The organism is Ensifer sp. GW821-FHT05G01 (assembly GCF_059419585.1).
This window is the reverse complement of record NZ_JBWKSC010000005.1, coordinates 224,814-240,395: the sequence shown is the minus strand read 5'-3', so window position 1 is coordinate 240,395 and position 15,582 is coordinate 224,814. Positions and strand designations below refer to the sequence as shown.

General features: G+C 63.1%; 15 protein-coding genes. 8 read left to right on the top strand and 7 right to left on the bottom strand.

The annotated features are described in order from the left end of the window. Positions 1-15: 15 nt before the first annotated feature. Positions 16-2,706, bottom strand: coding sequence for an aconitate hydratase AcnA (gene acnA, locus AC07UR_RS14855; protein ID WP_173418361.1), 2,691 nt, complete (start codon positions 2,704-2,706; stop codon positions 16-18). Between the two features lie 271 nt (positions 2,707-2,977). Here acnA and ccmA point away from each other — a divergent pair, with 271 nt between their 5' ends. From ccmA to AC07UR_RS14830, 5 genes are all read left to right on the top strand, one after another. Then, positions 2,978-3,628, top strand: a complete 651-nt coding sequence (gene ccmA, locus AC07UR_RS14850) for a heme ABC exporter ATP-binding protein CcmA (protein ID WP_173418360.1) — start codon at positions 2,978-2,980, stop codon at positions 3,626-3,628. A gap of 39 nt (positions 3,629-3,667) precedes the next feature. Continuing rightward, on the top strand, positions 3,668-4,327 hold the full coding sequence (gene ccmB / locus AC07UR_RS14845; RefSeq protein WP_173418359.1) for a heme exporter protein CcmB: 660 nt from the start codon (positions 3,668-3,670) through the stop codon (positions 4,325-4,327). 176 nt (positions 4,328-4,503) lie between these two features. Beyond that, positions 4,504-5,265 carry a heme ABC transporter permease gene (locus AC07UR_RS14840; protein WP_209790410.1) on the top strand — a complete coding sequence of 254 codons (762 nt, stop codon included), beginning with the start codon at positions 4,504-4,506 and terminating at the stop codon, positions 5,263-5,265. Positions 5,266-5,269: 4 nt separating this feature from the next. Further along, positions 5,270-5,446: a heme exporter protein CcmD gene (gene ccmD / locus AC07UR_RS14835; protein WP_173418357.1), complete on the top strand. Its 177-nt coding sequence runs from the start codon at positions 5,270-5,272 to the stop codon at positions 5,444-5,446. Beyond that, positions 5,443-6,051: a DsbE family thiol:disulfide interchange protein gene (locus AC07UR_RS14830; RefSeq protein WP_209790412.1), complete on the top strand. Its 609-nt coding sequence runs from the start codon at positions 5,443-5,445 to the stop codon at positions 6,049-6,051. Before ccmD ends, AC07UR_RS14830 begins: the two co-directional genes overlap by 4 nt. A gap of 253 nt (positions 6,052-6,304) precedes the next feature. Here the strand turns inward: AC07UR_RS14830 and AC07UR_RS14825 are convergent, their stop codons facing one another. From AC07UR_RS14825 to AC07UR_RS14800, 6 genes are all read right to left on the bottom strand, one after another. Continuing rightward, a complete protein-coding gene (locus AC07UR_RS14825; RefSeq protein ID WP_209790413.1) occupies positions 6,305-6,898 on the bottom strand; it encodes a DUF2585 domain-containing protein in 594 nt (197 codons plus the stop codon). Further along, positions 6,895-7,527 carry a septation protein A gene (locus AC07UR_RS14820; protein WP_173418354.1) on the bottom strand — a complete coding sequence of 211 codons (633 nt, stop codon included), beginning with the start codon at positions 7,525-7,527 and terminating at the stop codon, positions 6,895-6,897. Before AC07UR_RS14820 ends, AC07UR_RS14825 begins: the two co-directional genes overlap by 4 nt. Before the next feature lie 183 nt (positions 7,528-7,710). Further along, entirely contained in the window at positions 7,711-9,384 is a 1,674-nt protein-coding gene (gene ftsY / locus AC07UR_RS14815; protein WP_209790414.1) for a signal recognition particle-docking protein FtsY, read from the bottom strand. A gap of 18 nt (positions 9,385-9,402) precedes the next feature. Next, positions 9,403-10,677, bottom strand: coding sequence for a tRNA (N(6)-L-threonylcarbamoyladenosine(37)-C(2))-methylthiotransferase MtaB (gene mtaB / locus AC07UR_RS14810; protein WP_209790415.1), 1,275 nt, complete (start codon positions 10,675-10,677; stop codon positions 9,403-9,405). After that, positions 10,674-11,588 (bottom strand): diaminopimelate epimerase, encoded by a 915-nt coding sequence (dapF, locus tag AC07UR_RS14805; RefSeq protein WP_209790416.1) that lies wholly within the window; start codon positions 11,586-11,588, stop codon positions 10,674-10,676. Before dapF ends, mtaB begins: the two co-directional genes overlap by 4 nt. 106 nt (positions 11,589-11,694) lie before the next feature. After that, positions 11,695-12,708, bottom strand: coding sequence for an MBL fold metallo-hydrolase (locus tag AC07UR_RS14800; RefSeq protein ID WP_173418350.1), 1,014 nt, complete (start codon positions 12,706-12,708; stop codon positions 11,695-11,697). A 116-nt stretch (positions 12,709-12,824) separates the two neighbouring features. Between AC07UR_RS14800 and AC07UR_RS14795 the strand changes: the two genes are divergently transcribed. The 3 genes from AC07UR_RS14795 to AC07UR_RS14785 all read left to right on the top strand — a co-directional run bounded on the left by AC07UR_RS14795 (position 12,825) and on the right by AC07UR_RS14785 (position 15,547). Further along, positions 12,825-13,322: a MarR family winged helix-turn-helix transcriptional regulator gene (locus tag AC07UR_RS14795; RefSeq protein ID WP_234941820.1), complete on the top strand. Its 498-nt coding sequence runs from the start codon at positions 12,825-12,827 to the stop codon at positions 13,320-13,322. Positions 13,323-13,635: 313 nt separating this feature from the next. Beyond that, positions 13,636-15,198 (top strand): signal recognition particle protein, encoded by a 1,563-nt coding sequence (gene ffh / locus AC07UR_RS14790; RefSeq protein ID WP_209790417.1) that lies wholly within the window; start codon positions 13,636-13,638, stop codon positions 15,196-15,198. A 13-nt stretch (positions 15,199-15,211) separates the two neighbouring features. Further along, entirely contained in the window at positions 15,212-15,547 is a 336-nt protein-coding gene (locus AC07UR_RS14785) for a chorismate mutase (RefSeq protein WP_173418348.1), read from the top strand. The last annotated feature ends 35 nt before the right edge of the window (positions 15,548-15,582 follow it).

The following is a 15,582-nucleotide window of genomic DNA, read 5'->3' as shown; positions in this document are numbered from 1 at the left end:
AGGCAAGCTGAACGATCAGGCGGCGAGGTCGCGCAGAACCGTCTGCAGGATGCCGCCGTTGTTGACGTAGGTCACTTCGTCGAGCGTATCGATGCGGCAGACCAGCGGAACGTCCTTCACGGTGCCGTCGCCATAGGTGATCTTGGCGACGCGCTTTTCGCGCGGCTGGACCTTGGCGAGGTTGTCGATCGTGACGATCTCGTCACCCTTCAGGCCAAGCGATTCCCACGTCGTTCCTTCTTCGAAGACGAAGGGGATGACGCCCATGCCGACCAGGTTCGAGCGGTGAATACGCTCGAAGGACTGGGCGATCACGGCCTTGACGCCGAGCAGGTTGGTGCCCTTTGCGGCCCAGTCGCGCGACGAACCGTTGCCGTATTCGACGCCGGCGAAGATGACGAGCGGAACGCCCTCTTCCTTGTACTGCATGGCAGCGTCGTAAATCGACATCTCTTCCTTCGACGGGTAGTGGATGGTGTAGCCACCTTCCTTGCCGTTCGGGCCGAGCATGTGGTTGCGGATGCGGATGTTGGCAAAGGTGCCGCGCATCATCACCTCATGGTTGCCGCGACGCGTACCGTACTGGTTGAAGTCGGCAACGCCAACGCCATGACCGATAAGGTATGCACCGGCCGGCGAGGCAGCCTTGATCGAACCGGCCGGCGAGATGTGGTCGGTGGTGATCTTGTCGCCGAACAGGCCGAGGACGCGTGCGCCCTTGATGTCGGAGATGCCCGAGCCGGACTTGCCCATGCCAACGAAGTAGGGCGGGTTCTGCACGTATGTCGAACCGTCGTCCCAGGCGTAGGTCTGGCCCGGGGGAACCTGAACGGCCTGCCAGTTTTCGTCGCCCTTGAAGACGTCGGCATACTTGCTCGCGTAGAGTTCGCGCGTGACGTACTTGAAGATGAACTCCTGGATCTCCTTGGAGGTCGGCCAGATGTCCTTGAGGAAGACCGGGTTTCCGTCCTTGTCTTCGCCGAGCGGCTCGTTGGTCAGGTCCTTCTGGACCGTACCGGCGAGTGCGTAGGCGACGACGAGAGGCGGCGAGGCGAGGTAGTTCGCCTGGACATCAGGCGAGATGCGGCCTTCGAAGTTGCGGTTGCCGGAGAGAACGCCGGCAGCAATCAGGCCCTTGTCGTTGATCGTCTTGGAGATCGGCGCCGGCAGCGGACCGGAGTTGCCGATGCAGGTGGTGCAGCCGAAACCGACGAGGTTGAAACCGAGCGCGTCGAGGTCCTTCTGCAGGCCGGACTTTGCCAGGTATTCGCCGACGACCTGCGATCCCGGTGCAAGCGAGGTCTTGACCCACGGCTTGGACTTCAGGCCCTTGGCAACGGCGTTGCGGGCGAGAAGGCCGGCAGCGATCAGAACCGATGGGTTGGAGGTGTTGGTGCACGAGGTGATCGCAGCGATGGCAACGTCGCCATGGCCGAGATCGAAATCGGTGCCTTCGACGGCGTAGCGGTTCGAAAGCTGGCCCGGCTTCTTGTAGTCGCCTTCGAGTGCGGTCGCGAAGCCCGATGCGATGCTTTCGAGCGGGATGCGGCCTTCCGGACGCTTCGGGCCAGCCATGGCCGGAACGACGTCGCCGAGGTCGAGTTCGAGCGTGTCGGTGAAGACGAGCTCCGAGCCGTCACCGTCGCGCCACATGCCTTGTGCCTTGGAGTAGGCTTCGACGAGTGCGATGCGTTGCTCTTCGCGGCCCGACATGGTGAGGTAGTTGATGGTTTCGCTGTCGACCGGGAAGAAGCCGCAGGTGGCGCCGTATTCCGGACCCATGTTGCCGATGGTGGCGCGGTCGGCGAGCGTCATGTTGTCGAGGCCTGGGCCGAAGAATTCGACGAACTTCGAGACAACGCCCTTCTTGCGCAGCATCTGCACGACCATCAGCACGAGGTCGGTCGCGGTGACGCCTTCCTTGAGCTTGCCGGTCAGCTTGAAGCCGATGACCTCGGGCAGGAGCATGGAGACCGGCTGGCCGAGCATGGCCGCTTCAGCCTCGATGCCGCCGACGCCCCAGCCGAGAACGCCCAGGCCGTTGATCATCGTGGTGTGGCTGTCGGTGCCGACGCAGGTGTCCGGGTAGGCGGTGATTTCGCCGTCTTCTTCACGGGTCCAGACGGTCTGGCCCAGATATTCCAGATTGACCTGGTGACAGATGCCGGTGCCGGGCGGTACGACGCGGAAGTTCTTGAACGCCTGCTGGCCCCACTTCAGGAAGCGGTAGCGCTCGCCGTTGCGCTCGTATTCGAGCTCGACGTTGCGGGCAAAGGCGGTCGGCGTGCCGAATTCGTCGACGATGACGGAGTGGTCGATGACGAGGTCGACAGGCACGAGCGGGTTGATCTTTTCCGGATCGCCGCCGAGCGAGACCATGGCGTCGCGCATCGCTGCGAGGTCGACGACGGCGGGAACGCCGGTGAAGTCCTGCATCAGAACGCGGGCCGGGCGGTAGGCGATTTCGTTTTCGGCGGTGCCCTTGTCGTTCAGCCAGGCGGCGACGTTCTCGATGTCCTTCTTGGTGACGGAGCGACCGTCTTCGTTGCGCAGCAGGTTTTCGAGCAGCACCTTCATCGAGTAGGGCAGCTTCGAAACGCCGGCGAGACCGTTCGCCTCAGCCTTGGGAAGGCTGTAATAGACGTAGTCGACACCGTTGACGGTGAGCGTGGAGCGACAATTAAAACTGTCTAGGGATTTGGACACTGGATAATACCCCGTTTCCGTCTGATCGCCAAAAACTGACGTACGAACGCCCGAGCGCAATGAAGCGCGAATTGGGATGCGGGTGCGGCCATTTCCGCTGTCCGTACGTGGAAATTCATTCCATGTTCGGCGCTAGGATGAAATTCACGCCGACCGCTGGCGTGTTGGCCGCCTTATAGATAATTTCTCCAAATCGTGCCAGACCAACCAAGGTCCAATCGGGACTTTTTTTTGCCTCGCGGCAAAGAGCGTAAAGGGAAGCTGAAAATTCATGCGCCTGGTGGCTGAAGGTCTGAGTGCGAGGCGCGGTGAGGATCTGATTTTTAACGATATTTCCTTTGCTCTGGGTGCCGGCGAAGCCCTTGTGGTGACGGGGCCGAACGGGTCTGGAAAGTCGACTTTGCTGCGTGTTCTGGCCGGTCTTTTGATGGCTGAAAAAGGCAGTCTCAAACTTGAGAATGGCCCTCCTGAAATGCGTCATCCGTCGGAGCTCAGCCACTATCTCGGCCACCGAAATGCGATGAAGCGCGAACTCACCGTCGCGGAAAATCTTTCCTTCTGGAAAAACTTCATGGGTGATTCGCCCGGCGGCTCGGGCAGGGATCTCGCCGAAGCTGTGGAGGCCGTCGGCCTTCCCGGCATTGCGCATCTGCCCTTCGGTTATCTTTCGGCCGGCCAGCAGCGCCGCATGGCTATGGCCAAGTTGCTTGTCGCCCACCGCCCCATCTGGATCCTCGACGAACCGACGGCGGCGCTCGACGCTGGCGCCGACAAGCTTTTTGCCGGATTGGTCAATGCACATCTCGACAAGGGCGGCATCGTCATCGCCGCGACACATCAGCCGCTTGGGCTTGAGCGTATCCAGGAATTGCGCATGACCGGCTTTTCCGGCGTCGATGGAGGCCTCTGGCATGACGCGTGATCCAGCTGCTGGCGACAAAGAGATGAAGGGCGCAGGCAAATGATCGCGCTCTTTCTCCGCGACCTCAAACTGTCCATCCGCGCCGGCGGTGGCGCGATGATCGGCGTGCTGTTTTTCATGACCGTCGTCGCCGTCATTCCCTTCGGTGTCGGCCCCGACCTCAACCTGCTCGCGCGCATCGGCCCTGCCATCCTGTGGATCGGCGCGTTGCTTGCGTCGCTGCTCGGCCTCGACCGGCTGTTCCAGGCCGAGCGCGAAGACGGGTCGCTCGACCTGATGCTGATGCAGGAAACGCCCCTGCTCGTTACCGTGTTCGTCAAATGCGCTGCCCATTGGGCGGCCACCGGCCTGCCGCTGGTGATCGCCGCACCCCTTCTCGGCCTGTTCATGAACATGGACGAGCTTGCGATCGGCGCTACCATGCTGACGCTCTTGGTGGGGACGCCGGCGATCACCTTCATCGGCGCGGTCGGCGCGGCGGTTGCCGTGTCGCTGCCGCGCGGCGGCCTGCTGGTGTCGATCCTGGTGCTGCCGCTTGCCATCCCGGTGCTGATCTTCGGCGTCAGCGCCGTCTATGCGGCGATCGAGGATCCCGCTCCGTTCCTGCCACCCTTGATGATCCTTGCGGCAATCACCCTGTTTTTCGCCGTTATCGGGCCGGTGGCTGCTGCCGCTGCGCTTCGTCATGCGTCCGACTGACGCGGATCAAGCGGGATAAGGATAAACTGTTTGCTGATTCCGGGCGCATCTCGCGCTAACCTTCTAGAATCCAACGTGTTTATGTCGGCTAGGCTGGCGGCGCGCAAAACTCATCGTGATCGCGTGTTTGACGGGGATCAATTGCAGCAACAGGCCTTAAGCGTTAAAGAGCGATCATGAGCGAAAACAGCCTTGCCATCCGCAAATTCAGCGATCTCGCCAACCCGACGCGGTTCCTGGCGCTGGCCGATCGCGTGCTGCCATGGCTTGCCGTGCTGACGGCACTTTTCTTCGTCGTCGGCCTGTGGTTGTCGCTCACGACGGAAGGCGATTATCAGCAGGGCGAGACGGTGCGCATCATGTATGTGCATGTGCCTGCCGCCTGGCTGTCGATGATGTGCTACTCGGTGATGGCTCTCGCCGCCCTCGGCACGCTCGTCTGGCGGCACCCGCTTGCCGACGTGTCGTCGCGGGCAGCCGCCCCGATCGGTGCCTGCTTCACCTTTCTCGCGCTCGTCACCGGCTCGCTCTGGGGCAAGCCGATGTGGGGCGCCTGGTGGGTCTGGGACGCGCGGCTGACGTCCGTCTTCGTGCTGTTCCTGATGTATCTCGGGCTGATGGCGCTGAACCGCGCCATGGACGATCCGGCGCGCTCGTCGCGGGTCTCGGCGGTGCTGGTGCTGGTCGGCTTCGTCAATATTCCGATCATCAAGTTTTCGGTCGAATGGTGGAACACGCTGCACCAGCCGGCAAGTGTTTTGAGGCTCGACGGCCCGACGATCGACCCGGAGTTTCTCCGGCCGCTCGTCGTGATGGCAATCGCCTTCACGCTACTGTTCTTCACGCTGCATATCGCCGCCATGCGCAACGAGATCTGGCGCCGGCGCGTGACGTCGCTTCGCCGTCTCGCAGCCCGCAGCGCCGGCCGGGAGGTGTAATCTGATTATGAGCCATGCGGCCTATGTTCTTGCCAGCTACGGCATTGCGACGCTGACGGTCGTCGGCCTCTGTCTCTGGGTGATCGCCGATGGGCGGGCGCGCCAGCGCGAACTGCGCGAACTCGAAGCGTCGGGTGTGCGCCGGCGCTCGGCGGAAGCATCAAACGGAGAGACACGATGAGCAGCACCCCCGCGCCCGGCAGCGAGGAGCGCAAGCCGGGGCTCTTGCGCGTCGGGCTTGCCCTTCTACCGCTCGCGATCTTCGCAGCCCTTGCCGCCATCTTCTGGAGCCAACTCAACTCGGGCAAGGATGTGAGTGAGATCCCCTCGGCGCTGATCGGCACCAAGGCGCCGACACTCGACATGCCGCCGCTTGATGGCGCGACCCGAAACGGCCAGCCGATGCCGGCGCTGACGGATGCGGCAATCAAGGGCAAGCTGACGCTGGTCAATGTCTGGGCCTCCTGGTGCGTGCCGTGCCGGCAGGAGCATCCGTTCATTCTCGAACTGTCGAAGGACGAGCGGCTGACGGTGGTCGGCATCAACTACAAGGACCAGAACGAAAACGCGCTGAGGTTCCTGGGCGAACTCGGCAATCCCTTTGCCGCAGTCGGCGTCGATCCGCGCGGCAAGGCGGCGATCGACTGGGGCGTCTATGGTATCCCCGAATCCTACCTCGTCGGTGCCGACGGTACGATCCTCTACAAGCGCGTCGGGCCGTTCGACGAGAGGAGCGTGAAGGAAGGGCTGATGCCGGCGATCGAAAAGGCTACTGCCGGGTCGTAAGAGCCTTAGCGCTGTCGTCGGAAAATGCCCCTCATCCGGCCTGCCGGCCACCTTCTCCCCGCATGCGGGGCGAAGGCTACTCGCGGGATCTGCCTGCCCAAATCTCGTCCGCTATGCACCAAGACGATGCGCCAAGTTCTTTCTGCTCAAGTGTGAGGAGGAGGGTAGCGGGTGACCCAAGTTCCTTCTCCCCGCTCGCGGGGAGAAGGTCGCGGCAGCGGGATGAGGGGCAGCGGCGAACTCTGAAATTCCGTTAAATCCCCGCCTGCCACTCGCGGACCGCATCGAGCGGCCAGACGAGCATCAGCACGTTGAGGGTGAGGTTGTCGCGGATCAGCCAGCCGGTGAACAGTTCGAAGCCGATGGCAATCAGCACCGTCAGCCAGACGGGCATGCGGGCCGCGAACATAAAGCCGGCGACCATCGCCAGCGTATCCATCGTCGAGTTGAGGATGCTGTCGCCGAAATAGTCGAGCGAGATCGTCGCCGAGCGATAGCGATTGATGATCATCGGCGTGTTTTCGGCAATCTCCCAGGCGGATTCGATGACCATCGCGAGGAACAGCTTGGCGGTCAGCGGCTTGCCGCGCAGAAGCAGGTGGCTGAGGCCATAGAACAGGAAGCCGTGGATGATGTGGGACGGCGTGTACCAGTCGGCGATATGTTGGGAGTTGCCGCTGGATTTGACGACGGGTTCGAACAGTTTGACGTAGCCACAGTCGCAGATCCAGATCCGGCCCATCAGATGCTGGGTGATGACCTGGATCGCGAGAACGCCGATGCAGGCTATGAACCAGAGGAGCGCATGCCGGTTCTGACTGTCGTTGCCGTCGATGGCTGTGCTCACTTGGCGTTATCCTGATCGAGCGAATGCTTCATGATCAACGGCATCTGCGCCAGTGTAAACAGGATGGTGATCGGCATCGTGCCCCAGACCTTGAATGCGACCCAGAAATCGGTGGAGAACGAGCGCCAGATGACCTCGTTGAGCACGGCGAGCACGAGGAAGAAGAAGCCCCAGCGCAGCGTCAGCTTGCGCCAGCCGTCTTCGTCGAGCTTGAAGGCGGAGTGGAAGACGTAGCCGAGCAGCGACTTGCCGAAGAGCAGGCCGCCGAGCAGGATCGTGCCGAACAGCGTGTTGACGATCGTCGGCTTCATCTTGATGAAGGTGTCGTTCTGCAGCCAGAGCGTCAGCGCGCCGAAGACGAGGACGACGATACCCGAAATCAGCGGCATCATCGGCAGCGTGCGGGTCAGCATCCAGGAAACGATGAGCGCGATGGCGGTGGCCGCCATGAACAGGCCGGTCGCGATGAAGATCGGGCCGCCGAGTTCGGAGAGCGTCGGAAAATGCCCGGCCAGCCACTCGCCGCGGGAGTTGGCGAAGAAGAAGACCATCAGCGGTCCCAGTTCCAGCACCAGCTTCAACAGCGGGCTGACTTCCTTCTGCGGCTTTGTAGCCTCGATCGTCGACATCTGGGGATCCTGTTTTTGCATCTGCCTGCCGCTCATAACACCAGCTTTGCGGCAAAACCATATCAAGGCAGCCAGCTTGCGCAAACGCTTCCGGACGATTCCGTAAATCGGAGACGATTTACGGACAGATCATAGGTCGCCGTGTGGCGGTGCGCGTCGTGTGGCGCGCGCGGACATCTGGCGTCAGGCGGCAACGCCAGCGATCGCCTCGGCGAAATCCTTGGCTTCGAAGGGTTCGAGATCGTCGATGCCTTCGCCGACGCCGATGAAATAGACGGGCAGCTTGTGCTTGGCGGAGATGGCGACAAGAATGCCGCCCCGCGCCGTGCCGTCGAGCTTGGTCATGATCAGCCCACTGACGCCGGCGACGTTGCGGAAGATCTCCACCTGCTGCAGCGCGTTCTGGCCGGTGGTGGCGTCGAGCGTCTGTAACACCGTGTGCGGCGCATCCGGGTCGAGCTTGCCGAGCACGCGCACGATCTTTTCGAGTTCCGCCATCAGCTCGGTCTTGTTCTGCAGCCGGCCTGCGGTGTCGATGATCAGCACGTCGGCCTTCTTTTCGCGTGCCTGCTGAAACGCCTCGTAGGCAAGGCCGGCGGCATCGGCGCCGAGCTTGGAGGAAACGATGTCTGACTTGGTTCGCTCGGCCCAGATCTTCAGTTGTTCGATTGCCGCGGCGCGGAAGGTATCGCCGGCGGCGAGCATCACCTTGAGGCCGGCACCCGACAGCTTGGCCGCGAGCTTGCCGATCGTCGTGGTCTTGCCGGTGCCGTTGACGCCAACCACCAGAATGACATGCGGCTTGTGGCTGAGATCGAGTTCCAGCGGCTTGGCGACGGGCGACAGCACCTTGGTGATTTCGCCGGCCATGATGCGCGAGACGTCCTCGCCGGACACGTCCTTGCCGTAGCGCTCGGAGGCGAGCGTATCGGTGATGCGCATGGCGGTCTCGACGCCGAGGTCGGCCTGGATCAGCAGATCCTCCAGATCCTGCAGCGTCGCCTCATCGAGCTTGCGCTTGGTGAAGAGGCTGGCGATCTGGCCGGTCAGTTGCGACGACGTGCGGGCAAGGCCGCGACGCAGGCGCTGGTACCAGGTGAGCTTGGCCTGTGGCGCGGCAACGGGCTCTTGCCCGGCGCGCTCGGCAGCGCTGGCAAAACCCTTTGGCAGGCTGGTTGCTGCGGGAAGTTCGGAAACAGGAGTTTCGAGGGCTGGCTCTTCGAGAGCCGGCGTTTCGACGACGGGCGCCTCGGAAGCATCGTCGATTGCCGCGGCGACGTCCTCGATCGGCTCGGCGTCGGCGGCCGGTGTAGCGCTCGTTTCGTCGCTAACCGGTTCGGCTTCCACGGCTGCGATTTCTGCCTGCTCGGCCAGCGCTTCCGGCGTGATATTCGGCTCTTCGGGGGCAGTTTCCTGAAGCGCTGCGTAGGTGTCGAGCGCTTCTTGCGCGGCCTCAGAGAGCACTTCCGGCTTCACGGCTGCTTCGACAGGCGCTGCTGCGTCTTCGTCGGTCACGGGCGTGTGGCGGTGGGCGTCGTCCGGTGCTGGTCCGCCTGCGGTCTCGATCTCGGCCGGCCGGATCGGGTCCTCGGCCGCAAGCGGCAGCGCTTCGATGTCAGACAACGGCTCAAGCAGCTCTTCGGAGGCCTCTTCGGCGCTCGGCTGCTCGGCAACGGGCTCATCGACGGCGACGTCGACCGGGGCGATCTCCTCGGCGAGGGCCGGCTCCGGAGCGGGCAGCGCTTCGGCGGCAACCGCAGCTGCGATCTCCGCTTCCGGCGCGGCATCCTGCGGCTTGGCTTCCTCGACAGTGCCCTTGCCGAAGTTGAAGATCTTCTTGATGAAACCGATTGCCATTCAGGGATTCCGCATGAGTCAGGCCGCAGCCATCTGTTTTACCTGCATCGTCAGGTGCTTGCCATTGTGGCCGGTGATCGTGACCGGCACAAGCGCACGGGGTTTTAGACCGGCGGCATCGACGAGCGTGAAATTTTCGGTGTGGGCGAGGCCGTTGTTTTCGACCAGCAATGTCTGTTCGCTGCCGACCATGCCGTCGAGGTGGCGGGCATGCAGCGCCGCGCCCGTAGCGCGAAGCCGCGCGGCGCGATCCTTGACCAGCGCCCGGTCGAGCTGCGGCATGCGCGCGGCCGGCGTGCCGGGGCGGGGGCTGTAGGGAAAGACGTGCAGATGGGCGATGCCGCAATCCTCGGCCAGCCGCATCGCATTCTCGAACATCTCTTCGGTTTCCGTCGGGAAACCCGCGATCATGTCGGCGCCAAGGCTGATCTCCGGGCGAAGGCGCCGGACCTGATCAGCAAAGGCGCGGGCGTCGGCGCTCGAATGGCGACGCTTCATGCGCTTCAGGATCATGTCGTCGCCATGCTGCAGCGACAGGTGCAGGTGCGGCATGAAGCGTGTTTCGCCGGCGATCAGATCGAACAGATGGCTGTCCGCCTCGATGCCGTCGATGGAGGAAAGGCGCAGACGACGGATATCCGGAACCTGCTTCAGCAGTGTCTTTGCCAGCAACCCCAGTGTCGGCGTTCCCGGCAGGTCGGCGCCGTAGCTGGTGGCATCGACGCCGGTCAAAACGATCTCGCAGTATCCGCCATCGACGAGCTTGTGCGCCTGGTCGACCACGGCCCCCATCGGCACCGAGCGTGAATTGCCGCGGCCGTAGGGGATGATGCAGAAGGTGCAGCGGTGATCGCAGCCGTTCTGGACCTGGATGAAGGCACGCACGTGGCCGTCGATATGCTTGACCATCTGCGGTGCGGTGGCGCGCACACTCATGATGTCGTTGACGCGCAGTTTTTCTTCTGCCGAGACGCCGAAATCAGGCAGGGCGCGATAGGAGGCGCTTTTCAGCTTCTCCTCGTTGCCGAGCACGGCATCGACCTCGGCCATGCCGGCGAAGGTTTCCTTCTCCGTCTGCGCGGCGCAGCCGGTGACGATGATGCGGGCATGCGGGTGGTCGCGGCGGGCACGGCGGATGGCCTGGCGCGCCTGGCGCACGGCCTCACCGGTCACCGCACAGGTGTTGACGAGAATGGCGTTATTCAGCCCCGCCTTTTCGGCTTCCGCCCGCATCACTTCGGATTCGTAGGTATTGAGACGGCAGCCGAAGGTTATGACCTCGACGCCGCTCAAAGCGCCCGGGCCTCGGCGGTTCCCGGTTGGGTCTCATCGCGTTGCCACGCGCCGGTTGCCGGATCGACGGTTCCAGACCATTCCCATTCGGCAGGCCCGGTCATGACGACATGGTCGTCGTCGCGCCACTCAATTGTCAGCCGGGCCGGCGCGGGGGCGGAGGCGACGTCGATCGCCACCTTGCGACCGGTGCGACCGGTGCGCGCGGCACTGACGGCAGCCGCACAGGCGGCCGAGCCGCAGGCAAGCGTCAGTCCGGCGCCGCGTTCCCAGGTGCGAGTGCGCAGCGACGAGGGCGAAAGCAGCTGTGCCAGCGTGATGTTGGCGCGCTCGGGGAACATCGGATGGTTCTCGAGGAGCGGGCCGAACCGATCGAGGTCGAAGGACATCGGGTCCTTGTCGACCCAGAAAACCGCGTGCGGATTGCCCATCGACATGGCCGACGGCGAATGCAGGACGGGACTATCGATCGGCCCGATCTGCAGTTCGATACGGCTGGTATCGGCAAACTCCTCGGCAAGCGGGATCCTGTCCCAGGCAAAGACCGGCTTGCCCATATCGACGGATATCGTGCCGTCCTCGTGTTCCCGGGCGTTCAGGATGCCGGCGATGGTCTGGAAGGTGAATGCCTTCTTGCCGGTCTCGGCGGCGAGCGCCTGGACGACGCAGCGGGTGCCGTTGCCGCAGGCCTGCGCCATCGAGCCGTCGCAATTGACGATATCGATCCAGGCGTCGGTGCCGGCAGCCTTGGGATCGTGGATCGCCATGATCTGGTCGAAGGCGGTTGCAGGGTCGGCGTTGAGCGCGATGGCTGCGTGCGGCGTCACGCGGTCTCGGCGGCCGCGCATGTCGACGACCAGGATCTTGTTTCCAAGCCCGTTCATTCTGGCAAATTGCACGTTGTCGGCCATGTCGCGATTGTCCAAACCGGCCTCGCCAAGCGGAGGCACCCTTCATTCGGGCTGTATATGGCGGAAAAGCCCGGAAATTACCAGTGCCGGCTTCCCTGTGTCGGCTTCATTGGCCCGTGAGTGGAGAGGGCGGTACATCGAAGATTTCGCCGGGGCGCAGGGCCCTGAAGCGGGTGCGCGCAATTTCGGCTTCATCAAGCGCCTGCTCGAGGGCGCGCACCGGAGCATCGACACCCTCGTCTGTCAGGCGGAACGTTCCCCAGTGGTGCCCGGCCACATGTTCGGCAGCGCAGTCGAGCATACCCTGGACCGCCTCCTCCGGATTCTGGTGATGGTCCTGCATGAACCAGCGCGGCTCATAGGCGCCGAAGGGCAGGTTGGCGAGACGGAAGCCGCCATGTTTTTCGCGCGCTGCGCGATAGTTGATGCCGCCGTGAAAGCCGGTGTCGCCGACATGGTAGATCTTGCCGACCGGCGTTTCGATGACGAAGGCCGCCCACAGCGCCATGCGGCGGTCGCCGGAGCCGCGCGCCGACCAGTGATGGCAGGGCTCGGCATGGATCACGAGCTCGTCTTCGAGGCCCAGCCGGCCACCCCAGTCGAGAACCGATATGTTGGCGTCCGGTGCTGCGCGGCGGATGATCGTATCGTTTCCGAGCGGCGTGACGATCAGCGGACTGTGCTCCTCGTTGAGCGCTGCCAGCGTGTCGAGGTCGAGGTGGTCGTAGTGGTTGTGGGTGACGAGCACGAGATCGATCGGCGGAAGATCGTCCATCTCGATGCCGGGCGGATTGCGCCGCGATGGGCCGACAAGGGCAAAGGGGCTCGCCCTGTGCGCCCAGACGGGGTCGGTCAGGATGTTGAAGCCGTGCACCTGGATGAGTAGCGTCGCATGCCCCACCATCGTCACCCGCAGGCGGGCGGCCTCGACGCTCAACTCCGGCTTTGCCTGCTGAAATGGGCTTGGATAATGTGCCGGCCACTTCACTTTGCCGCGGCCGAGCTGCCAGCGCAGGAGGTCGGCCATGCCCCGCGGCTGCCGGCCGTTGGGGTTGAAGAATCGCGTTCCGTCGAAGTGGTCGGAGGTGGGTCCCCGATAATAGGCATTGACCTTCGGCATCGTCGTTCTCTCGGCGATTGTTCGGTAGCTTTCGATGGAAAAAGATAGGCGCTTTGAAGCCGTCGTCACAGGGTGCAGGCGAAGAGCTTAAGAATTTCTTGAATAGAGCAACTCGATTGCTATTGTTCCCTATGCTGGTTCGCTTCGACAAACAGGAACGTCTCTACAAGGCCATCAAACTGGTTCGGCCGATCCATCTCAATGTGCACCGTTCGATCGAACACATGCTGGAAGGTTCGGGCATATCGGTTGCCGAAAGAGCGGTGCTCGAGCTTCTCTGCGGGGAGCCGCTGACGGTGCCGGAAGCGGCCCGGCGATTGTCGATGAAACGGCAGTTCGTGCTGCGCGTCGTCGGCGGCCTCTTGGAAAAGGGGCTTCTGGAAAAGCAACCCAATCCGGAACATCGGCGTGCCTATTTCTGTGCGCCGAGCGCTGCCGGTCGCGACCTGTTCGAGGCGATCCACCGGCGGGAACTCGAGTTGCTGCACGCGGTTCTGGGCGATATCAACCAGACCGAAGTGGTGGCGGCGCTCAGGGTCATGACGCGCGTCGCGACTGCCTTTGAAGACCTGGCGCGCGAACTCGCGGCACCGGATACCGACGAAGGCCCATGATCGCAGCTCTGCTGGCTTGGTGCGGTCGTAACCGGCACCGCTGACACCAATGTGTGAAGTCGCTGCTCAGGGATTTGCCCGCCGTTCTTGACTTTTCGGCCGCTTTCCTGTTTATCGCGGCAAATTCCTTCGCAAGTGATGACTTCGAAGCCACCGACCCGGCCCCGTAAAGGTATAAAGAGAGCCAGGAGGTCAACATCCGACAGCGCGTTGCGCCCTCGGGTGGTTTTTGGCTTTGCGCCTTGTTTTTCAGGCGAAGGAACCCACGTTTCCGGCTAGTTTGCATGCTACCGGAAACCAGAAGGAAGTGAGAATGTTCGAGAGCCTCCAGGACCGCCTTGGTTCCATATTGAATGGACTGACCGGCCGCGGCGCATTGTCGGAAGCAGATGTTTCCGCGGCGCTTCGCGAGGTTCGCCGTGCGTTGCTCGAAGCCGACGTCGCGCTCGACGTCGTGCGCTCCTTCACTGAAAAGGTTCGCGAGAAGGCGGTTGGCGCCGAGATCCTGAAATCGATCAAGCCTGGGCAGATGGTCGTCAAGATCGTCCATGACGAGCTGGTCGACATGTTGGGCTCCGAGGGCGTCACCATCGACCTCAATGCGCCTGCCCCGGTTGTCATCATGATGGTCGGTCTGCAGGGCTCGGGCAAGACGACGACCACCGGCAAGATCGCCAACCGGATGAAGACGCGGGACAAGAAGAAGGTCCTGATGGCTTCGCTCGACACGCGTCGTCCGGCCGCTCAGGAGCAGCTTCGCCAGCTCGGCGTCCAGACCGGCGTCGATACGTTGCCGATCATTGCCGGCCAGTCGCCGACCGATATCGCCGCGCGCGCCGTGCAGGCCGCCAAGCTCGGCGGCCATGACATCGTCATCCTCGACACCGCTGGCCGCACGCATATCGACGAACCGCTGATGATCGAGATGGCGGAAATCAAGCGGAAGTCCAATCCGCATGAAATCCTGCTGGTCGCCGATGCGCTGACCGGTCAGGACGCCGTCAATCTTGCCCGCAACTTCGACGAACGCGTCGGCATCACCGGCCTCGTGCTCACCCGTATGGACGGCGACGGCCGCGGCGGTGCAGCGCTTTCGATGCGCGCCGTCACCGGTAAGCCGATCAAGCTCATCGGCGTCGGCGAAAAGATGGGCGAACTCGAAGAGTTCCATCCGCGCCGCGTCGCCGACCGCATCCTCGGCATGGGCGACATCATCTCGCTGGTCGAGAAGGCTGCCGAGAACATCGACGCCGAAAAGGCGGCGGCCATGGCCGCCAAGATGGCCAAGGGCAAGTTCGACCTGAACGACCTCGCCGACCAGCTGCGCCAGATGCAGAAGATGGGCGGCATGGGTGGTATCATGGGCCTGATGCCCGGCATGGCCGGCATGAAGGACAAGATGGCGTCGGCCGGTCTCGACGACAAGCTGTTCGGACGCCAGATCGCCATCATCTCCTCGATGACCAAGGCCGAGCGCGCCAACCCCGACATGCTCAAGCATTCCCGCAAGAAGCGCATCGCAGCCGGTTCGGGCACCGATGCCGCCGACATCAACAAGCTTCTGAAGATGCACCGCCAGATGGCGGACATGATGAAGATGATGGGCGGCAAGGGCAAAGGCGGCATGATGAAGCAGATGATGGGCGGCCTTGCCAGCAAGATGGGCCTCGGCGGCCTTGGCGGCGGCGGCATGCCCGATCTGTCGAGCCTCGACCCCAAGCAGCTTGAAGCACTTCAGAAGCAGGCGGAAGCCGCCGGCCTCAAGCCCGGTGGCATGCCGGGCCTTGGCGGCGGTGGCCTTCCCGGTCTCGGCGGCGCCAAGCTTCCGGGCCTTGGCGGTTTCGCCGGCCTTCCCGGCCTGCCGAAGAAGAAGTGAGGATCGGTGAGAGATGATTGATCCCGAGATCAAACGAGAATTGGCGGGTTACCGGCAGTCGATCGACAACATCGATGCCGCGCTCGTCCACATGCTGGCCGAACGGTTCCGCTGCACCCAGGCGGTCGGCGTTCTCAAGGCCAAGCACAATCTGCCGCCGGCCGATCCGGCCCGCGAAGAATACCAGATCGAACGCCTCCGCCATCTGGCGAAGGATGCCAATCTGGATCCGGATTTCGCCGAGAAGTTCCTGAACTTCATCATCAAGGAAGTCATCCGGCATCATGAAGCCATCGCCGCCGATCGCACGCAGTCCGCGGGCACCGTCGGCACCACCCATTCCGCTTGAACGAAGCGGTCAATAAAGCCTGCAAGGAGTTACTC